The following is a 20,419-nucleotide window of genomic DNA, read 5'->3' on the forward strand; positions in this document are numbered from 1 at the left end:
GGCGTCATGGCAAGGCGGACGACGAGGAGCGCACTGGATCGTGCGTTCGAGGAGGACAACGCTGCCAGGGGGTCACCGGGGCGGCCGCAGTAGATGCGCCTATCCGCGCGCCCTCTAGCCTCACACGGGAACCAGATCCGTCCCCGTCCAGGTGACGGGGGAGTGGAATGCTTCAGGCAGGGGCTCGGGCAGGGATGCCAGGGCCCCTGCCGTCGTTGCGTGACGTCCCAGCCCCAAGGAGGCGGTGAGCTCGGAAACGATGTCGGCATCGCTCCAGCCGAGGCCGTGCAGGTCCGCGCGGGTGACGGCCCCGTCGCGTTTGGCGAGCCGGATCCCGTCTCGGTTCGTGACGAGCCCGATGTGGGCGTAGCCGGGGGGCTGTCCGCCCAGCTCCGCGGCCAGCCAGGCCTGTCGGGGCGCGGAGTTCAGCAGGTCGGCGCCGCGGGTGACCTGGGTCACCCCTTGGAACAGGTCATCGACGACCACCGCGAAGTTGTAGGCGGGGGTTCCGTCGCCCCGCACCAGGACGAAGTCATCCACCTCGCCCTTGACCTCCCCGGCGAAACGATCCCGGATGGTGAAGCTCGCCCCCTCGGCCCGCACCCTGATCGCCGCCGGACGTTCCAGGCGACGCCGTGCCCGCTGCGATGCGCTGAGCCCGGCGCAGGTGCCGGGATAGGGACGGTGACCGTCGCCGTGCGGGGCGGAGGCCGCCTGCTCGATCTCCTTGCGGGTGCAGAAGCACTCGTAGGTGCGATCCCGGAGCACGGCCAGGGCGTCGCGGTACGCGTCGTGACGCTGCGACTGCGTCACCACGTCCTCGTCCCAGTCGAGCCCCAGCGCCCGGAGGTCGGCGAGCTGCCGGGTGGCGGCTCCGTCGGCTGCGCGGACCCGGGCCGCATCCAGGTCCTCGATCCGCATCAGCCACGCCCCGCCCGCGGCCCGGGTGAGCAACCACCCGGCGAGGGCGGTGCGGAGATTGCCGAGGTGCAGGTCGGAGGTGGGGGAGGGGGCGTAGCGGTCGACGAGGGCAGCAGCCATGCCCCCATTGTTGCCGGGAACGTGGCCCGGTAGCCTCAAGGCACGAGGAGGAACCATGTCGGTACGCAAGTCGGAGCGGCTGCTCAACCTGCTCATCATGCTGCTCGCCGCCCGGGGCTGGGTGTCCCGGGACCGGATCCGCGCCACCATCGAGGGCTACCACGACCTCGACGACGCGAACTTCGAACGCACCTTCGAGCGGGACAAGGCGGAGCTGCGATCCGTGGGTGTGCCCGTCGAGGTCGACGAGGAGGGCGACGGCTACCGCATCGACCGTGGTGCCTACGAGCTGCCCCCCATCAGCTTCACCCCGGAGGAACTGGCGGCGCTCGGCGCGGCTGCGCGGGTGTGGCAGGACAGCGTCGCCGCGGACGAGACCAGGCGGGCCCTTGCGACGCTACGGGCGGCCGGGGCCGAACCCGACCCGTCCCGGCTGGCCACCCTCGCCCCCAGACTCGAGGCGGCCTCCCACCTGAACGTGTGGAGCGAGGGAGTCAAGGAACGACGCGAGATCCGCTTCAGCTACGCGGGTGCAGCTCGTCGGGTCCAGCCGTGGGTGCTGTTCAGCCGTCGTGGCCGCTGGTACGTCATCGGCTGGGACCCCGAGAAGGAAGGGCGACGCCGCTTCCGGCTCGACCGGGTCGCGGGCCAGCCCAGGGCCGTCGGCGCCGCCGGTGCCTTCAATCCGCCGGAGAAGGTCAGCACCGACTTCGGTGAGGAGGCCACCACGGCGCGGATCGCCGTCCGGGAGGGCCGTGGGCGGGACCTGCTGCGGGGCGCTCCCGCATCCGCCGATCAGACCGGGGCGCCACCCGGCTTCGTGGTCCACGACGTCCCACTCGGCTTCGGGCTGGCCGGGGAGGTCTGCTCCCTCGGCGCGGATGCCGTTGCCCTCGACCCGGCACCGCTCGTGGCCGAGGTCATCGCCCAGCTCCGACACGTCGCGGGAGGGACCCGATGAGATCCGCCGACCAGTTGCAACGCCTCACCCAGCTCGTGCCCTTCCTCGTGGGGCACCCCGGGGTCTCCATCACGCAGACGGCGGAGACCTTCGGGACCACGCCCGCGGTCGTCATGAAGGACCTCGAGGTCATCCAGTTCTGTGGCCTTCCGGGCGGACTCCCGGATGACCTGTTCGAGGTCGACATCGACGAGGCCCGGCGTGACGGCGAGATCTGGGTGGGCAACGCCGACGTCCTGGCCCGCCCGATGACCCTGACCTCCGCCCAGGCGACCACCCTGCTCGTCGCGTTGGAGACCCTCGTGGCCCTCGGCTCCGACGCGGCCCGCAGCGCCAGGGAGAAGCTCAGCGACGCCTGCGGCAGGCGCACCGCCGGGATCGAGGTGGACCTGACCTCAGGGGATCCCGAGGCCAGACGCATCCTCGCCGAGGCCGCCGAACGACGGCGCGTCGTCGTGATCTCCCACCGCGGCCGCGACGGTGTGAGCGAACTCGAGGTCGAACCGGCGCGGCTCCGCGTCTGCGACGGTGCCACCTACCTCGACGCATGGTCCCGCCCCCGCCGGGCGTGGCGCAGTTTCCGGTTGGACCGGGTCGTCTCCTGCCGGGCCACCAAGGAGCCCTTCGAGCCCCGGCCCGGCCTGGCCGAGCACACCGCAGGCTGGTTCCAGGACAGCAGCGAGGAGATCACCCTCGAGGTGGACCCGCGGGCCGCCTGGGTCATCGAGCACCATCCAACCACCTCGTCGACCCCCACGGAGCGCGGCCTGAGCATCACCCTTCCCGTCGGAACCCGACAATGGGCAGTCGAACTGCTCCTCCGTCTTGGCGCGGATGTCCTCCGGGTGGCGGACGAGGCCCTCAGGAATGAGGCTGCGGAGGAGGCCAGGCGGGCGCTGGCTGCCTACGATGACTAGGATGTCGGATCGTGATCGTGGTGCTGGTGCTCATCGGCGTGGCGCTCCTCGCAGTGGGGGCGCTCGTCGTCCATGCCGTGGGGCTGCGCGCCAAGGTTGAGGACCTGGCCGAGGAGTGCCGGGTGCTGCGATCCCGGGCGGACGAACTGCGTGACCTGACCGTTCGCCTCAACCTGCCCCGGGGGCGGGACAAGTAGACTTCAGCGACAGTGAGCCCGGGAAGTGCCCGGGGAGACGAGGAATGACATGCCAAGCATTGGTCCCATGGAACTCATCATCATCCTGGCCATCGCGCTGCTCCTGTTCGGTGGCAGCCGTCTGGCCGGCCTGGGCAAGGGCGTGGGTCGATCCATCCGGGAGTTCAAGGAGGAGGTCAAGTCCGCCGACCAGGTGACCGCCAAGCCCGAGGAACCGGAGGTCGTGGAGGCGGAGATCGTCGAGACCCAGAACCTGGGCGACGATGACCTCGTCCGTCGTCAGCGTGAGCTGGCCGCCCGTGAGCAGGCCCTCAAGGAGGCCGAGCTCAAGGCCCGCGAGGATGCGCTGCGTGCCCGCGAGAACGAGCTCGGGAACTGACCCCTGCCATGAGTTCTGAGGCTGCCGGGGCCGAACCCAAGCGGCGTCGCTTCAGCTGGCTGCGTCCTCCGAAGGCGGAGGCGCCCGACGGGAGCATGTCGCTCGGGGATCACCTGAGGGAGATCCGGTACCGGGTGACCATCTCGGTGCTCGCCCTCGTCCTGGCCGCCGTCGCCTCGGCCTTCTTCTACCGGCCACTCGTGCTGTTCATCATGCACCCGTACACGGTGGCCAAACGCGACGTGCAGGCGATGAACGAGGAGGCGATGCTCCAGCTCGCCAACACGGGCGTGACCGGCCCGTTCACGCTCGGCATCGTCGTGCTCATCATGTGTGGCCTGATCTTCACCACGCCGGTGTGGATGTACCAGATCTGGGCCTTCGTCGCGCCCGGTCTCCTCGCCAAGGAGAAGAAGTACGCCCTGGCCTTCCTCGGTGCAGGCACGCCCCTGTTCCTCCTCGGCTGCGCGTTGGGCTACTGGATCTGGCCGAAGGGCATCGCCGTCATGCTCAGCCTCACCCCGACGGGGCTCGGTGTGATGAACTACCAGGACATGGCCGAGTTCGTCATGCTCGAACTCAAGATCATCCTGGTCTTCGGGGCGTCGTTCCTGCTGCCCGTCATCGTCGTCGCCCTCAACATGTTCAATCTGGTGCGTGGCTACCAGCTGAAGAAGTGGCGCAAGGCTGTGTTCTTCGGCTCCTTCGTCTTCGCCGCCATCGCCACCCCCTCCACCGACCCGTTCTCCATGCTCGCCATGGCGATCCCCGTCACCCTCCTCTTCTTCGTCGCGGAGGTCATCTGCCGGATCCTCGACAAGCGCAAGGGGATCTCGGAGGCCGAGGAGGCCCAGTTCAAGATCGACGTGGACGACGGCAAGTGAGCGAACTGGCGAAACCGCGCCTGTTCACCCTCGTGGTGAACGAGCGCTCTGGCGGAGGACGTGCCGGTCGGATGCTGCCGAAGGTGGCCCGACGACTCCACGAGCAGATTCCCACCGCGGAACTTCACATCATCTCCTCGAGTTCATGGGTGGAGGCCGAGAACCTCACCCGCGCCGCCGCCCTGGCGGCCCGCCCCGGGGACGGACTCCTCGTCATGGGTGGCGACGGCATGGTCCACCTCGGGCTCAACGCCGCCGCCGGGACCGAGGCGACCCTCGGCATCATCCCCGCCGGGACCGGCAACGACTTCGCCCGCGGCATCGGCCTGCCCCGGGGCGTCGACGAGGCGGTCGCCACCATCATCGACGGGCACACCCGCACCATCGATCTCACCCGCATCAGCAACCCGGGCCGACCCGGCCGCTACGTCGGTGCGGTCGTCTCCACCGGCTACGACGCCCGGGTGAACCGGGCCACCAACGGGATCAGGCTGCGTCTGGGAGCCCTGTCCTACGGCTACATCGCGCTGCGGGAACTCGCCGGGTTCACCCCCCTGCACTACGAACTCATCATCGACGGTGAGCACGTCCAGCAGGAGGCGATGCTCGTCGCCATCGCCAATACCGGCCTCTTCGGCGGCGGCATGAAGGTGGCCCCCGACGCCGACCCCACCGACGGCGAGCTGGACCTCACGATCATCGGGGCGGTGTCCCGCACCACCCTGCTCAGGCTGCTGCCGTCGATGTACTCGGGCGGTTTCGTTCGCCATCCCGCCGTCGAGCAGCTCCGCGCCCGCCGCGTCGAGGTCGCCGGTGAGGGACTGTTCGTCATGGGCGACGGTGAGGAACTCGGCCCGGTCCCGGTCACGGCCGAGGTGGCGCCCGGCATCCTCAACGTGTTCGTGAGTGAGGAGGCTGCTGCTACGTTGAGGACGTGACCGAACTGGTGTCCCGCTTCGCGGAGCTGTACTCCTTCCCCCTTGACGACTACCAGGTGGCCGGGTGCCGGGCCCTGGCCGACGGGGCCGGGGTCCTCGTCGCCGCGCCCACCGGCGCAGGCAAGACCGTCGTCGGGGAGTTCGCCGTGTGGCTCGCCCTTGAGACGGGGCGCAAGTGCTTCTACACCACCCCCATCAAGGCGCTGAGCAACCAGAAGTTCCACGACCTCGTGGCCCGGCACGGCGCGGATGCCGTAGGGCTGCTCACCGGCGACGCGTCGGTCAACGGGGACGCACCGATCGTCGTCATGACCACCGAGGTGCTGCGCAACATGATCTACGCGGGCTCCACCGGGTTGACCAACCTCGGCTTCGTCGTGATGGACGAGGTCCACTACCTCGCGGACCGGTTCCGCGGCGCCGTGTGGGAGGAGGTCATCCTCGGTCTGGCCCCCAGCGTCCAGATCGCGGCGCTGTCGGCCACGGTGAGCAACGTCGAGGACTTCGGCGAGTGGCTCGCCACGGTGCGCGGCCGCTTCGAGGTGGTGGTCTCCGAACGGCGGCCGGTCCCGCTGTACCAGCACGTGCTGGTCGGCTCGAAGCTCGTCGACCTCTTCGACGGCGTCGCCCCCACGGCGATGGAGCGCCCCGCCGACCGCATCGCCAAGGTGAACAAGGAACTCCTCAAGGTCTCGAAGGCGGAGGCCTCCCGGGTCCGTGACGACTCGCGCCGACCCCGCGGCCGCTCCGGGCGCGGGAAGAAGGGGCGCGGCCCGGGGTCCTTCGGCGGCGACGTCCACCCCCGCTTCGCCGGGAAACCCACCTCCCGCGCCGACCTGGCGCGCCTGCTGGAACGCTCCCGGCTGCTCCCCGCGATCTGCTTCATCTTCTCCCGCGCCGGATGCGATGCCGCCGTCGCGCAGCTGCTCGCGGCGGGGGTCACCCTCACCTCCCGCGACGAGGCGGCCCTGCTGGGGGAGATCGCCGACCGCCACGTCGCGGGCCTGTCGCTCCACGACCTCGACGCGCTCGGCTACGAGGACTTCCGCGCGGCCTTCACCGCAGGTATCGCCGCCCACCATGCCGGCCAGCTGCCCGCCTTCAAGGCCATCGTCGAGGAGGGGTTCGCGACGGGGGCCTGCAAGCTCGTCTTCGCCACCGAGACCCTGGCGCTCGGCATCAACATGCCGGCCCGGACCGTCGTGCTGGAGAAGCTCGTCAAGTACAACGGGGAGGCCGTCGTCGACATCACGCCGGGCGAGTACACCCAGCTCACCGGACGGGCCGGGCGGCGTGGCATCGACGTGGAGGGACACGCCGTCGTGCTGTGGCAGGCGGGGATGGATCCCCGCGCCGTCGCAGGCCTCGCGTCGAAACGCACCTACCCGTTGCGCTCATCCTTCGCACCCAGCTACAACATGGCCGTCAACCTCACCGCGACTCTCGGTCGGGAGCGGGCCCGGGAGGTGCTCAACCAGTCCTTCGCGCAGTTCACGGTGGACAAGAACGTGGTGAAGGCGGCCCGCTCGGGCAAGGACCTCACCCGGGAGATCGCCCAGCTGCGGGAGGAGGCGGACTGTCACCTCGGCGACTTCATGTCCTACGCCCAGCTGCGCGACGAGGTCTCCCAGCTGGAGAGCACCTCCGCCGCCGCAAGGCGGGCGCGCCGTGCCGACGACATCGCCGAGGCCATCGCCACCCTCATGCCCGGGGACATCATCCACGTGCCCAGGCAGGGCTGGTGCGTGGTGCTCGGGATCGGCCAGAAGCGCAGCCGCGACTCGGTGCCGTGGGTCCAGGTGATCGCCGTCGACCACACGGTGCTGCGGCTGCAACCCCACGACCTGCCCGGCGCCCCGGTCCCCGTCGGGCGGATCAGGGTGCCGCGACGGTTCTCGCTGCAGGACCGCAAGTCCCGGCGGGAGCTGCTCGCCTCCCTCTCCGACAAGCTCGAGAGCCTGGACCCGGAGGTCCCGACGGTGGAGCCGACGCTCACCGACGAGGCCCACAAGGCCCGGATCGCCGAGCTGCGCAGCGAGCTGAAACGTCACCCCTGCCACCCGTGCGAGGAGCGCGAGGTGCACGCCGTCGCCGCGGCCAGGGCGATCCGTCTGGAACGGGAGCAGGCCCGGCAGGAGGCCGCCATCACGGGGCGGACCAATTCGCTGGGTGTCCAGTTCGACCGGGTCTGCGGCGTCCTCACGGAGCTGGGCTACCTCGACGGCGACGACCTCACCGACGCGGGGCGGATGCTCCGCCGCATCTACAACGAGCTGGACCTCGTGGCGGCCGAGTGCATCCGACGCGACGTGTTCGCCGGGCTGGATGCCCCACAGCTCGCCGCGGTGCTGTCCTCCCTGCTCTACGAGTCCCGCCCCAGCCGGGAGGCGCGGCGCCCCCGCATGCCCGATGCCGCCTCCGAGGCGGCCCAGTCCGCGCTGCGCGGCGTCTGGCGCGAGGTCGGGGCGCTGGAACGCAACCACCGGCTGGAACGGGGCCGGGAACCCGACATCGGTTTCGCCGAGGCTGCGTGGCGGTGGTGCAGCGGGCAGGAGTTGTCGAAGGTCCTGCTCCACTCGGGCCTTCCTGCCGGCGACTTCGTCCGATGGGTCCGCCAGGTGGTGGATCTCGCCGGGCAGCTCGCCACGGCGGTGGGGCCGGGGGATCTCAGACGCACCTGCCGGGAGATCGTTGCCGCCATGCGTCGGGGAGTGGTGGACACCGACATCGAGGAGGACTGACACCCCATACATTGGGGCCATGTCTGTTGCGCTGCGGGTCATCCCGTGTCTGGACGTCCATGACGGCCGTGTGGTCAAGGGGGTCAACTTCCGTGACCTCCGGGACGCGGGCGACCCGGTGGAACTGGCCGCCCGTTACGGGGCGGAGGGGGCCGACGAACTCACCTTCCTCGACATCTCCGCCTCCTCCGACGGCAGGGCGACCACGAGGGAGATGGTGCAGCGGTGCGCGGAGACCGTGCTCATCCCGCTCACGGTCGGTGGGGGAGTGCGCAGCGTCCACGACGTGGACGCCCTGCTGCGGTGCGGGGCGGACAAGGTCGGCATCAACACCGGCGCCCTGGCCCGCCCCGAGGTGATCGGCGAGATCACCTCGCGGTTCGGCAACCAGGTGCTCGTGCTCTCCCTCGACGCGCGTCGCGCCGAGTGGGCGCCGTCGGGATTCGAGGTGACCACGCACGGCGGGCGTCGCTCGGCCGGTCGTGACGCCATCGAGTGGGCGCGGGAGGCCGCCGAACGCGGGGTGGGTGAGGTGCTGCTCAACTCGATGGACGCCGACGGCACCACCGCCGGGTTCGACGTCGAGATGATCCGGGCCGTCCGCGACGCGGTGGCGGTCCCGCTGGTCGCCTCCGGCGGGGCGGGCACTGCGGCGCACTTCGTCGAGGCCGCCCGCGCGGGGGCGGATGCGGTCCTGGCGGCCAGTGTCTTCCACTACGGGACGCTGAGTATCGTTGAGGTCAAGAAGGAGCTGGCCGCAGCCGGTTTCGAGGTGCGGGAGGTGTGACATGGGCGACTGCCTGTTCTGCCGGATCGTCGAGGGAGAGATCCCCTCACGACGGGTCTACGAGGACGACACGGTCATCGCCTTTCTCGACATCAACCCGTGGCAGCTCGGCCACACCCTGGTGATCCCGCGCCGCCACGTCGTCGACGCCCTCGCCGACGGGAGCGCGCTCGCGGAGGTCGCGCCCGCCGTGCACACGGTGGGCAATCTGCTCAAGGAGAGGCTGGGCGCGAGCGCCTGCAACATCCTCAGCAACGCGGGCGCGGACTCGGGGCAGGAGGTCTTCCACCTCCACGTCCATGTGTTGCCGCGCTACCCCGACAACCCGGGGATCGGGAACATGAGAGGGAGCATCGACGAGGACCTCGACAGCGTCCACGCCAGGATCCTCGGGCGATGAGTGAGGAGCTGTGGCGGATCAACACCGCCACGATCCGTCGCCGTGCCGCCGTGTTCCTGCCCGGGTGGGGTGCCGGGGCGGGTGTGGCCGACCCGGCGCGGGTGAACGCTGCCCTCGCCGCACTGAGGGAACTCGGCTACCGGCTGGACGACCGGGCCAGGGAGGAACTCACCTCGGCCGACCACGCCTGGGTCCTGGTGCAGGCAGCGGCCACCCTCAAGGGGGCGGACGTCACCCATCGGCCGTTCTACCCGGACTTCCCCGAGCAGGTGCGTGAGGCCTCGGCCTTCACCCTCCACCTCAATGCCATGCTCCACTACCTGGGGGATGTCACGGGGCGACGGTGGGTTCCCCGATTCATCCCGAGGACCCGCGAGCCCTTGACGGATGCGCCCGCGGACACGGTGCTGACCCTGATCCGGGAGCACGAACTGCGGGACCTCGTTCTTGGGATCATGACCCAGGGGCAGCCCTTCAGCCAGGCGGATCGCGCCGACATCGCGGCCCTCAGGGAGTTCGCGCCCGGCACCGCGCCGCGCGTCGAGGTGCGGGAGAACCTGGCGTGGCTCGCGGTCGCCTTCCCGGGGCTGGACTTCTCGGCCTCGATCGGGACGGCCACCGATGTGCTGCGCCTGGCGGTGGCGATGAGTGGCGGAGACGTGTCGTTGGCCACTCCGACGCGGTTTCGCACCTTCACGCGACGGGAACGACGGCGGCTGCTGGCCCTGCTGGAGGAGCACGGCCGGGCCGAGGACCTGCATCGCTGGGAGGAGCGGTGGAAGCGCCTGACCCGGCACCTGCGTCCCGGTGACCACGCGGCTCGGTTCCCCAGGGCCGCGGCGATGCTGCACGGGTTGTCCAATGGCACCCTGCCGCGCAGCTTCGAGTCCCACCTGGAGGAGATCCTGGCCCGCGGCGACGTCCCGGCCGCCCTCAACCTGCTGTGCGACCGCCCCGGGGTCCTCGCGCGACGTCTCGCCCACCTCATCCGGCTGTGCAACGAGAACGCGGCCCTCGAGGTGCAGGTGGCGACCACCTTCTCCTGGGTCGCGGGGCAGGTGTCGACGCCGGTGTTGGCCCAGCTGTGGCAGTACTTCGCGTCCCCTGACGCCACGGTGCTGCCGGAACGGGTGGTGACCATCAAGGCGGGCACGGATCAGCGCTCCCACATCATCCCGAATCGGCGGAACCGACGCGGGGTGGATCAACTCCTTCTCGAGACGATCGAGGATGGATTGCGCGCTCGGGCCCGGTTGGGGAGGGTGTGGCTCAACCGCGACCTCTTCTCCCAGTACGCCGTGCCGCTGGGGCACCGCTCCGCCTCCCCGGGCCTGCGCAGCGCCGGCCGGGGGTCGCGGCTGCGATTCCCCGAGGGCAGGGTGGTGCGTTTCTTCATGCACTGGCGTGACCTCGAGCAGGGGGCGAGGAAACGGGTGGACCTGGACCTGTCCGCCTTCTGCATCACTGCGGACTTCCGGCAGACCCAGGAGATCGCCTACTACGAGCTCAGGGCTCCCGGTGTCACCCACTCCGGCGACATCACCTCGGCCCCGCAGGGGGCCGCCGAGTTCATCGACCTCGACCCCGAGACCCTGCGGGGCAGGGGGTGGCGCTACGTCGTCATGACCGTCCACTCCTTCACGGGGCAGTCCCTGGCCGTGGTGCCGGAGGCGTGGGCGGGCGTGATGCGTCGCGACGGTCTCACCGGGGAGCTCTTCGAGCCCAGCACCGTGGATCTTCGGCTGGATCTCACCTCGACGGGACGCAACGCCACCCCCATGGTCCTCGACCTGGAGACCCGGGAGGTGATCTGGTGGGATCACAACGCCGGGGTCACCGCGGGCTCGTTGTACAACCTCGACGCCAACGCCACCCGCACCCTCATCCATCTCCAGCACGCGGTGCTGAGCCGACCCCTCACCCTCGACCGCCTCATCACACTGCTCGCCGAGGAGGTGGTCGACGACCGGCGCAGCGCGGACCTGGTCTTCGACGACCCCGCCGTCACGCGGCGGGCGATCGCGCCGTGGGACAGCGACCGCATCCTGCAGCTGCTGACGGGATAGACTTCGAGGATGTCCGGCCATGTGGGTGCATCCTTCTCGACCCTGTCACGGTAGAACCCTCGCGTCCACGCCTTCCGGGCCCATGGGTGGGGGTCGGCGCGCGTCGGTCCCCACCCCCAAAAACTGGTCCGACCTTTCATAAGATTTCTCTCACGAAACGCTTAAGGCCTTCTTCTGGACACAGTGGATGCTGGAAGCAATGAAGTTCCAGAACCGTGTCCACGAGGGGGCCGCCACCATGTCGAAGACCACGCGAGTGCTGCTGTACAGCCATGACTCCCAGGGGCTCGGTCATGCCCGCCGCAACCTCGCCATCGCGCATGCGCTGGCCAAGCATCTTCCCGAGGCCACCGGCACCGAGGTGGCCGGGCTCATCGTCTCCGGCCTGCCCCGCAGCTCCGAGTTCCCCCTGCCCCCCGGGTTCGACTGGATCACCATCCCCGGCATCTCCAAGGGCAGCAGCGGCTACCAGCCCCGGTCGCTGAGCGGCGACTTCAAGTCCGTCGTGAAGCTCCGCTCCTCCCTCCTGGAGGCGGCGTTGCTCGGCTTCGAGCCCGACCTCGTGATCGTCGACCGCCACATCCTCGGCGTCGCCGAGGAACTGCGCGGCCCGCTCATGCAGCTGCGCAAGCACCACCCGAGCACGCGCATCGTCCTCGGGCTGCGCGAGATCCTCGACGAGCCGGAGGTGGCCGCCAAGGAGTGGACCAAGCTGGGCGATCCCGAGCGGCTGCTCGAGTTCATCGACGAGGTGTGGGTCTACGGCGACCCCGAGGTGCACAACCCCTTCGCCACCGGCGAGATCCCGGCCGCCCTGGCCGGTCGCGCCCGGTTCACCGGCTTCCTCGCCAAGGACCGCCCCGCCGCCCACGAGGACGGCGAACTCTGCAACGGCCCCTTCGTCCTCACCACAGTGGGCGGTGGCTCCGACGGCGGCGACATCCTGCGGGCAGCGGTCGGGATGACCCCGCCCCAGGGACACGAGCACATCGTCATCACCGGCCCCCAGCTGAGCGACGACGAGTTCGACGCGGTCCGCGCCCTCGCCCCCGAGGGCACCCACGTGCTGCGCAGCTGGCCGGGCCTGGCCCAGCAGATCGGCAACGCCGCCGCGGTGATCTCCATGGCGGGCTACAACACCACCTGCGAGATCCTCGCCACGCAGACCCCGGCGCTGCTCATCCCCCGTGAGGTGCCCCGCCAGGAGCAGCTCATCCGGGCCCGCGCCCTCGGCCGCATCGACGCCGTCGACCACCTCCGCTGGAACGACGTCACCGCCGAGGCGCTCTCCGAGTGGGCGGCCACCGCCGTCACCGGCCGCGTGGACCGCGACCGCGTCGACATCGACGGCCTCGCCACGGTGCCGCGCTTCGCCGCCGACATCCTCGCCAGCATGGAGGAGCTGTTCGCCGCCCTCGACGCCTCCGATCTCGTCGACGATCTGGTGGGTGTGGCATGAATCGCATCGGATACGTCCTCAAGGTCTACCCCCGCTTCTCCGAGACCTTCATCGTCACCGAGATCCTCGCCCGGGAAGCGCAGGGGGAGCAGCTGAGCATCTTCGCCCTGCGCCCGACGACCGATGCGCGGTTCCACCCGGAGATCGCCCGGGTGCAGGCCCCGGTCCGGTGGGTCCCGCGCCCCATGAAGAGCACCGAGTTCTGGGAGGCGATCGCGGGCGCGCTGACCGAGTACCCGCAGTTCCAGCAGCGGTTCGCCGCGATGGTCCCCGACATCGCCGACCTGCCGCCCTCCGAGGTGTCCCAGGGCGTCTCCCTCGCCCGGATGGCCCTCGACGAGGGGATCACCCACCTGCACGCCCACTTCGCCTCCATGGCCGGGCGCATGGCCTGGATCGCCTCCCGGCTCACGGGAATCCCCTACACGGTGACCACCCACGCCAAGGACATCTACCACGAGTCCGTGGACCAGACCTGGCTGCGTCGGGTGTGCGGCGACGCCCAGCAGGTGATCGCGATCAGCCGCTTCAACGAGCGCTTCCTGGCCGAGGCCCTGAGCGACACCGACGCCTCCATCGTGCTGCAGTACAACGCCCTCGAGATGCGACGCTTCCCGTACCGCGACCCCGCGCCGCGGGGCGAGGTGCTGCGGGTCTCCGCCGTCGGTCGACTCGTGCCCAAGAAGGGCTTCGACGTCCTCATCGACGCCGTCTCCCGGCTCGGCAACGTCCCCGTGGACGTCACCATCGCCGGCGACGGGGAGGAACGTGCCGCGCTGGAGACCCGGATCCAGCAGGCCGGGCTCGCCGACCGGATCCGACTCGTCGGCCCGAAGACCCAGGGCGAGGTCATCGACCTCGTGCGCGACTCCGACATCTTCGTCGCACCCTGCGTCCCGGCAGACGACGGCAACATCGACGGTCTTCCCACCGTCGTCCTCGAGGCCATGGCCCTCGGCACCCCGGTGCTCGCGACCTCGGTCAGCGGTCTTCCCGAGGTCGTCAGGCACATGGAGACCGGGCTGTTGGTGCAGCCCGGGGACGCCGATGCGTTGGCCGAGGCCCTCGCCGACGTCGCTGACAGCCGCGTGCCCCTGGCCACGCTGACCCGCAATGCCCGCAGCCTCATCGAGGAACAGTTCGACAGTCGTCGGCAGGCCGCACGTCTGTCCGGTCTCCAGAGCAAGGAGGGGGACCGTTGATGCGCGTCGCCTATGTCAGCGTCGATCCCGGGATCCCCGTCTTCGGCACCAAGGGGGCCTCCGTCCACGTCCAGGAGGTCGTGCGTGAACTCCTCGCGCGAGGATGCACCGTCACCGTTTACACCACCCGGCGCGGCCGGGAGGTCCCGGCCGATCTCGCCGACCTGCAGGTCGTGGAGTTCCCCCTCGACGCCAAGGAACCCGCAGCCAGGGAACAGGCGCAGATCGAGGCCTCCCGCAGCATCACCGAGCGGATTCGGCAGGATGGCGCCGACCTCGTCTACGAGCGGTACTCCCTGTTCAGCTCCGTCATCGCGGATCTGGCCGACATCCCCGGCATCCTGGAGGTCAACGCCCCCCTCATCGAGGAACAGCAGCAGCACCGTCACCTCGTCGACGAGGAGGCGGCCGAGCGGGCCCTCACCCGCCAGGCCACCGTGGCCCGGGCCGTCATCTGCGTCTCCGACCCGGTGCGCTCCTGGGTCCTGGGCCGGGTGCCCGCCGCGAGGGCCCACACCGTTCCCAACGGGGTCAGCCTGAGTCGCATCCGGCCCCAGGCCGAGGCCGACGGGGATCCCGTGGTCACCTTCGTCGGGACCCTCAAGCCATGGCACGGGGTCGCCGACCTCGTCCGGGCCGCCGCACACGCCAGCCAGACCTGGCAGCTGCGGATCATCGGTGACGGTCCGGAGCGAGAGGCCCTGGAGCGTCAGGCAGCAGAACTGGGTGTCAAGGTCGATTTCCGCGGTGCCATCGCACCCAGCGAGATGCCCGACCACTTGGCTGGCTCCGCCATCGGCGTTGCCCCCTACCCCGATCTCGGCGGCAGCGACTCCCAATACTTCTCGCCCTTGAAGGTCTACGAGTACCTCGCCGCCGGGCTGCCGGTGGTTGCCTCCTCCGTCGGCCAGCTGCCCGAGATCCTGCACGACTGCGGGGTCCTGGTGCCGCCGTCCGCACCCGCAGCGTTGGCTGCTGCCGTGGACGAACTGGTCGCCGACCCGGCACGTCGCAGGGAACTGCGTGCCACGGCCCGTCGAGTGGCTGAGGAACGGCACGGCTGGGAGGCCGCGGTGTCCCGAATCCTTGACCTCGCGGGGGTGGCCTGTGGCTGATCCCAAACCCCAGGCATCGGCGATGCGCCGGACACTCCGCCTCGTCGGCCCCGATGTCGCACCGCACCGATGGCTCATCGTCTCCGGGACCATCGCTCTACTGCTCGACGTCATCTTCCGCGTGCTCGAACCGTGGCCGATGAAGATCGTCATCGACGCGGTGAGCAGCTCCCTCGGAGCGGACATCTCCGGAAGGCCGGCCTCCGTCGGCCTGCTCATCACGTGTGGCGTCGCCTTGATCCTCATCGTCGCGCTGCGGGCGGCGAGCAACTACCTGGCCACCCTGTGTTTCGCGCTCATCGGGGCGCGTGCCGCCACGACGCTGCGGGCTCGCGCATTCCGCCACGTCCAGACCCTCTCCCTGCAATTCCACGCCCGCAACCGCAGCGCCGACACCGTGCAGCGCCTCGTCAGCGACGTGGCTCGGATGCAGGAGGTCGCCACCACCGCGGGGCTCCCGCTGCTGGCCAACGTCGTGACCCTGCTCGTCATGGTCGTCATCATGTTCGTGCTCGACCCGTTGCTGGCCGGGGTGGTCGTGCTCGCCATCGTGGGCTTCGCCCTGACCTCGCGCAGGACCTCCGGCAAGATCACCTCGGCGGCCCGCCGCACCCGCAAGGGTGAGGGACAGCTCGCCAACACCGCCCAGGAGTGCCTCACGGCGATGCCGGTCGTGCAGGCCTACGGTCTGGAGAAGACCGTCGAGGGGTACTTCACCGGGGCGAACACCGTCTCCCTCAAGGAGGGCGTCCAGTCGCGACGGTTCGCCGCCCGTCTGGAACGCACGACGGATGTCATCGTCGGTGTGGCGACAGCCGTGGTGCTCATCGGCGGTGCCTTCCGGGTCGTCAGCGGCGACATCACCCCGGGTGATCTCGTCCTGTTCGTCAACTACCTGCGCACCGCCATGAAGCCCCTGCGTGACATGGCCAAGTACACCGGACGCATCGCTCGCGCCACTGCCTCCGGCGAGCGGGTCGCCGACCTCATTGAACTCGTCCCCGACGTGACGAGTCCCGCCAACCCGACCCCGTTGGGCCTGGTCAAGGGAGCGGTCGACTTTCAGCAGGTCCGGGCGCGCTACGACGGTCACGAGGTGCTCCACGGAGTCGACCTGTCCATCAGCCCCGGGGAACGGGTTGCGATCATCGGCCCGTCGGGATCCGGCAAGTCGACGCTGGTCTCGTTGCTGGTGCGTGCCATGGACCCGTCCGGCGGGGTGGTGCGGCTCGACGGCAAGGCGCTCACCGATCTTGATCTCGCCGAACTGCGGGCGAACATCTCCCTGCTTCACCAGGAAGCCGTGCTCTTCACCGGCACCATTCGCTCCAACATCGAACTGGGACGCCCCGGTGCCAGCCAGGCTGAGATCGAGGCGGCGGCAATGGCAGCGAACGCCCACGACTTCATCACCCAGCTGCCCGACGGTTACGACACCGTCGTGGGGGAGCGCGGCGGCACCCTCTCCGGGGGTCAGCGCCAACGTATCGCCATCGCCCGGGCCCTCATGCGCGGGTCCCGGCTCGTCCTCCTGGACGAGGCCACCACCGGGCTCGACCCGGAGGGTGCGGCCCTCGTCCTGGACGCCATCGACCGTCTCGCGGCGGGGCGGACCACCCTCGCGATCACGCACGACGCCCAGGTGGTGCTGCGCGCCAGCCGTGTGGTGTGGATCGAGCGCGGAGTGATCCGCATGGACGGCTCCCCGCAGGACCTGCTCGCCACCAGTCCCGTGTTCCGGTCCTGGATCGAGGCGAGTGGTCGGGACGCTGACTCCGTCACGATGGGGGATGCGTGATGGACCGACAGCTGAGTGACCTGCTCGAGCGGATCCTCGACCCGTCGTGGCTGAGCGAACACGCGGGACGCGACGTCCGGGCGGCACGGGTGCGGATCAAACCGTCGACGTCGCTGGGCATCGCCCTGGCGGACGGTGCCTCGGGACGCAGCATCGGATGGATGCGTGTGTTGTGGCCCGTCAACCACGGCAAGGCCGAGGCTGCCGTCCGGGATGCGGCTCGGCACGGCCAGACGGTGGAGGTGAGGGATCTCGGGGAGGGGCTGCTCTCCGTCACCGGGCCGGTGATGGCCGATCCGAAGCTCTGGCGGCACCTGCGGGACGCCACCCGCGCCGGGCTGCTCGGTGGCTGGGCCTCGGAGGACCTGCTCCGCTACAACCCGCTGCGGCGGGTCGTCATTCGTGACGCGGACCGGGTCGTGCGTGTCGTGGCCGGGGGGTCACGCGACGACCACGAGATCCAGGACCTCGTGGCGGGGATCGTGCCCTGCCCCGAGCGACTCGATGATGGCTCCGTGCCGGGCTGCTCGGTGCACCACTTTACCGGGGAGGGGGACCTTGAAGGGTTCCCGAGTGCGATGGGTGCGGAGGCGGCCGGGGAACTCGTCGCCCGTCTCCACGCCGCGCCGCTCCCGAGCGGGCCGATGCGGGGCCTGCTGGACAGGCGGAACTCTGATCCGGTCCGGCAGGCCCACCGCCACGCCGCACTGCTCGACCACGTGGCCCCGGAACTGGCCGTCCCGGTTCGGGAGGCCGCGGCACGGCTGACCCTCGGCGATCCCACGACACCCGTGCTGTGCCACGGCGACCTCTCCCCGGACCAGGTGCTCACTGTCGCCGACGGGTCGAGGGTCTGGCTCACGGACTTCGATCGTGCCCAGTCGGGGGCACCGTCGCAGGACCTCGGTTCCTTCATCGCGGAGGCGAGTCCCGAGCTGGCCGAGGCCTTCATGGCCGGGTACGCGGCGGCCGGCGGCGCAGTCCCGGAGCGGGAGGAACTGGCGCTGCACGTGGCCGCGTCCCGGATGCATCGCCTGATGGACCCGCTGCGAAGGGCCTGCCCCGACTGGCGGATCCAGGTGGGGGAGCGGCTGGCCCTCCTGGAAGGGACGCTGCCGTGACGGATCTGCGAGAGCTGTGGGAACGCTCTGGGGTGACCCGGGTGTGGCCGGGGAAGAAGGGCACCCTCGCCTTCGAGTGGGTGGACGACCAGGGGCGGCTCCGCGCGGGGAGCGCGTCCGCCTCCGGAGTCACGATCCTCGACCATGGCACGGACCCCGCCCTGCCGGGGCTCTCCCCGGATCGACCCGGCACCATCGTCGTGCACCGTTACGGTCGGCGAGCTGTCGCCGTGACCCGCGACACCGTCACGAAGTACACCCGTGCCGGTCAAGCGGCCCCCGTGGTCCATGGTTCCCGCCGTTTCGCGGAGCTGTGCTCCCGTGCAGGGATCGCGACCCCCGAGGTGCTGAGCCACGATGACGCGAGGATCGAGTTCGCCAAGGCCCCGGGTGCGAGCCTGCACGACCTCGGCGATGCCGGTGTCGAGGGTTGGCGACGCTTCGTCGAGGCCTGGCCGGCCATGGCCGGTGGGGAGGCGGACCTGCCCACTCACTCGGCCGATGACGAGGCTGCGACCCTCGCGCGGTGGCACGGTCTGGCCCTCGAACACGGCGCGATCCCTCGGAATGCGGCCCTCGACCGGGCCGTCGAGGAGGTGTGTGCGGACCTGTCGGGTCATGACGATGGTCCCATCGGTGTCATCCACCGCGACCTCCACGACAAGCAACTGCTGTGGGACGGCGAGCGCCTGACGCTGCTGGACCTCGACCTGGGCTCCAGGGGCGAGATCGCCCAGGACCTCGGCAACGCCCTTGCCCACGCGGAGGTGCGAGGTCGTCAGGGCGTGCTCTCCGTCGAGGGGGTGACTCGGATGGTGGACCTCCTCGCTGGGGCCGTCCCCGCCCTCGAGGTGAACCCGGCCCGCGTGGTGCTCCACCGCCGGGCAGCCCGTCTGCGCATCGGCTTCGTTCATGCTTTCCGGCCAGCCGATCAGAGCTGGCTCCTACCCTGGCTGGAGGAGTGCGCTGCCAGGACTCATCATCACGACACGTTGGAAAGGACCTTGTCATGAGGATCTCAGTCATTGGATGCGGTTACCTCGGTGCGGTTCACGCCGCCTGCATGGCCAGCCTGGGCCACGACGTCCTCGGAGTGGACGTCGACGAGGGGCGGATCTCCGCGTTGCAGCAGCATCGTCCCCCGTTCTACGAGCCGGGGTTCGACAGCCTGCTGACCGAGGCTGCGGCGACGGGACGGCTGCGGTTCACCACCGAGCCCGATCCGGAGGAACTCGCCGCGGTTGATGTGCACTTCATCGCTGTGGGTACCCCGCAGGGCCCCACGGGTGCCGCCGATCTCAGCTACGTGGAGTCCGCCGTCGCCTCCCTCCTGCCGGTGCTGGAACGGCGTCCCGGCGCGCTGGTGGTGGGCAAGTCCACCGTGCCCGTCGGTACGGCAGCGGCTCTGGCGGAACGCATCGAAGCCGCGGGTGGGCTCCTGCTGTGGAATCCCGAGTTCCTGCGGGAGGGATTCGCGATCGAGGACACACTGCGCCCCGACCGGATCGTCTATGGCGTGAGCCCCGATCCTGACAAGGCGAGGGAGAGCCAGCGACTCCTCGACGAGGTCTACGCGAGTCTGCTCGCCGATGGAATCCCGCGCCTGGTCACCGACTACGCCACCGCAGAGCTCGTCAAGGTTGCTGCGAACTCGTTCCTGGCCACCAAGATCAGTTTCATCAACGCCATGGCTGAGGTCTGTGAGGTCACGGGTGGCGACGTGACGGCCCTCGCGGAGGCGATCGGCCACGATGTACGGATCGGCAACCGATTCCTGCAGGCCGGGGTCGGATTCGGTGGCGGCTGCCTGCCGAAGGACATCCGCGCCTTCATGGCCCGGGGTGAGGAACTCGGCGTCACCGGGTTGGCGTTCCTCAAGGAGGTCGACCGGATCAACCAGGCCCGACGTGACCGGGTCGTGGAGTTGGCCACCCACAGCCTGGGTGACGGGATGAGTGGTGCCAACATCGCGGTGCTGGGAGCCGCCTTCAAGCCTCGAAGCGACGACATCAGGGACTCACCTGCCCTGGAGATCGCGGCGCGGTTGCAGCAGGCAGGGGCCCACGTCACCGTGACTGACCCGAAGGCTCTCGACGCGGTTCGGGCACGGCATCCTGAGCTGCACGCCGTCGATGATGTCAACGAGGCCCTCCGGGATGCCGACCTGGTGCTCGTGCTCACCGAATGGGCGGAGTTCCGGACCCTGGATCCCTCGCAGCTCAATCAGGTACGACGCAAGGTGGTCATCGACGGTCGCAACTGTCTCGACCCGGTGCTCTGGCGTGAGGCCGGGTGGGAGTACACGGGTCTCGGGCGCTGAGCCTCGATCCACTCCGGAGCGGCCAGGTGGAGCCATCGACGGGGTCCCGGGGCGGTGGTCGTCGCCGGAAGGGGGCCGATCACGGGACAATGG

At 70.1% G+C, this 20,419-nt stretch carries 18 protein-coding genes; 17 read left to right on the top strand and 1 reads right to left on the bottom strand.

Annotated features, from left to right (window positions below; translation table 11 throughout):
* Nucleotides 1–120: 120 nt before the first annotated feature.
* Nucleotides 121–1,041 carry a tRNA glutamyl-Q(34) synthetase GluQRS gene (gene gluQRS, locus EII35_RS08970; RefSeq protein WP_125228129.1) on the bottom strand — a complete coding sequence of 307 codons (921 nt, stop codon included), beginning with the start codon at nucleotides 1,039–1,041 and terminating at the stop codon, nucleotides 121–123.
* A gap of 55 nt (nucleotides 1,042–1,096) precedes the next feature.
* On the opposite strand from gluQRS, the gene EII35_RS08975 reads away from it, so the two are divergent.
* The 17 genes from EII35_RS08975 (at nucleotide 1,097) to EII35_RS09055 (ending at nucleotide 20,326) form a co-directional block, all read left to right on the top strand.
* Nucleotides 1,097–2,002 (top strand): helix-turn-helix transcriptional regulator, encoded by a 906-nt coding sequence (locus tag EII35_RS08975; RefSeq protein WP_185744245.1) that lies wholly within the window; start codon nucleotides 1,097–1,099, stop codon nucleotides 2,000–2,002.
* Nucleotides 1,999–2,919: a helix-turn-helix transcriptional regulator gene (locus EII35_RS08980; protein WP_125228131.1), complete on the top strand. Its 921-nt coding sequence runs from the start codon at nucleotides 1,999–2,001 to the stop codon at nucleotides 2,917–2,919. The genes EII35_RS08975 and EII35_RS08980 overlap by 4 nt, the downstream gene beginning before the upstream one ends.
* Before the next feature lie 11 nt (nucleotides 2,920–2,930).
* On the top strand, nucleotides 2,931–3,116 hold the full coding sequence (locus EII35_RS08985) for a hypothetical protein (protein WP_125228132.1): 186 nt from the start codon (nucleotides 2,931–2,933) through the stop codon (nucleotides 3,114–3,116).
* A gap of 67 nt (nucleotides 3,117–3,183) precedes the next feature.
* Nucleotides 3,184–3,495, top strand: coding sequence for a twin-arginine translocase TatA/TatE family subunit (locus tag EII35_RS08990; RefSeq protein ID WP_395858236.1), 312 nt, complete (start codon nucleotides 3,184–3,186; stop codon nucleotides 3,493–3,495).
* 8 nt (nucleotides 3,496–3,503) lie between these two features.
* Entirely contained in the window at nucleotides 3,504–4,379 is an 876-nt protein-coding gene (tatC, locus tag EII35_RS08995; RefSeq protein WP_125228134.1) for a twin-arginine translocase subunit TatC, read from the top strand.
* Entirely contained in the window at nucleotides 4,376–5,317 is a 942-nt protein-coding gene (locus EII35_RS09000; protein WP_125228135.1) for a diacylglycerol/lipid kinase family protein, read from the top strand. The genes tatC and EII35_RS09000 overlap by 4 nt, the downstream gene beginning before the upstream one ends.
* Nucleotides 5,314–8,058 carry a DEAD/DEAH box helicase gene (locus EII35_RS09005; RefSeq protein ID WP_125228136.1) on the top strand — a complete coding sequence of 915 codons (2,745 nt, stop codon included), beginning with the start codon at nucleotides 5,314–5,316 and terminating at the stop codon, nucleotides 8,056–8,058. Before EII35_RS09000 ends, EII35_RS09005 begins: the two co-directional genes overlap by 4 nt.
* A 19-nt stretch (nucleotides 8,059–8,077) precedes the next feature.
* Nucleotides 8,078–8,845, top strand: a complete 768-nt coding sequence (hisF, locus tag EII35_RS09010) for an imidazole glycerol phosphate synthase subunit HisF (RefSeq protein ID WP_125228137.1) — start codon at nucleotides 8,078–8,080, stop codon at nucleotides 8,843–8,845.
* A 1-nt stretch (nucleotide 8,846) separates the two neighbouring features.
* Nucleotides 8,847–9,245: an HIT family protein gene (locus tag EII35_RS09015; RefSeq protein WP_125228138.1), complete on the top strand. Its 399-nt coding sequence runs from the start codon at nucleotides 8,847–8,849 to the stop codon at nucleotides 9,243–9,245.
* Nucleotides 9,242–11,311: a TerD family protein gene (locus EII35_RS09020; RefSeq protein WP_125228139.1), complete on the top strand. Its 2,070-nt coding sequence runs from the start codon at nucleotides 9,242–9,244 to the stop codon at nucleotides 11,309–11,311. The genes EII35_RS09015 and EII35_RS09020 overlap by 4 nt, the downstream gene beginning before the upstream one ends.
* Before the next feature lie 199 nt (nucleotides 11,312–11,510).
* Complete coding sequence (locus EII35_RS09025; RefSeq protein ID WP_260465080.1) at nucleotides 11,511–12,770, top strand: glycosyltransferase family protein; 1,260 nt, start codon at nucleotides 11,511–11,513, stop codon at nucleotides 12,768–12,770.
* The gene (locus EII35_RS09030) at nucleotides 12,767–13,972 is read left to right on the top strand and encodes a glycosyltransferase (protein WP_125228140.1); all 1,206 of its coding nucleotides are present in this window, start codon (nucleotides 12,767–12,769) and stop codon (nucleotides 13,970–13,972) included. Before EII35_RS09025 ends, EII35_RS09030 begins: the two co-directional genes overlap by 4 nt.
* A complete protein-coding gene (locus EII35_RS09035; protein ID WP_125228141.1) occupies nucleotides 13,972–15,087 on the top strand; it encodes a glycosyltransferase family 4 protein in 1,116 nt (371 codons plus the stop codon). Before EII35_RS09030 ends, EII35_RS09035 begins: the two co-directional genes overlap by 1 nt.
* A 22-nt stretch (nucleotides 15,088–15,109) precedes the next feature.
* Nucleotides 15,110–16,885, top strand: a complete 1,776-nt coding sequence (locus EII35_RS09040) for an ABC transporter ATP-binding protein (protein ID WP_125228142.1) — start codon at nucleotides 15,110–15,112, stop codon at nucleotides 16,883–16,885.
* Nucleotides 16,885–18,006, top strand: coding sequence for an aminoglycoside phosphotransferase family protein (locus EII35_RS09045; protein WP_125228143.1), 1,122 nt, complete (start codon nucleotides 16,885–16,887; stop codon nucleotides 18,004–18,006). Before EII35_RS09040 ends, EII35_RS09045 begins: the two co-directional genes overlap by 1 nt.
* Nucleotides 18,003–19,019, top strand: a complete 1,017-nt coding sequence (locus EII35_RS09050) for an aminoglycoside phosphotransferase/kinase family protein (protein ID WP_125228144.1) — start codon at nucleotides 18,003–18,005, stop codon at nucleotides 19,017–19,019. The genes EII35_RS09045 and EII35_RS09050 overlap by 4 nt, the downstream gene beginning before the upstream one ends.
* On the top strand, nucleotides 19,016–20,326 hold the full coding sequence (locus tag EII35_RS09055) for a UDP-glucose dehydrogenase family protein (RefSeq protein ID WP_125228145.1): 1,311 nt from the start codon (nucleotides 19,016–19,018) through the stop codon (nucleotides 20,324–20,326). The genes EII35_RS09050 and EII35_RS09055 overlap by 4 nt, the downstream gene beginning before the upstream one ends.
* Nucleotides 20,327–20,419 lie beyond the last annotated feature (93 nt).

Origin of the sequence: Arachnia propionica, assembly GCF_003932785.1 — a bacterium.
GTDB classification, from domain to species: Bacteria; Actinomycetota; Actinomycetes; order Propionibacteriales; family Propionibacteriaceae; genus Arachnia; species Arachnia propionica_B.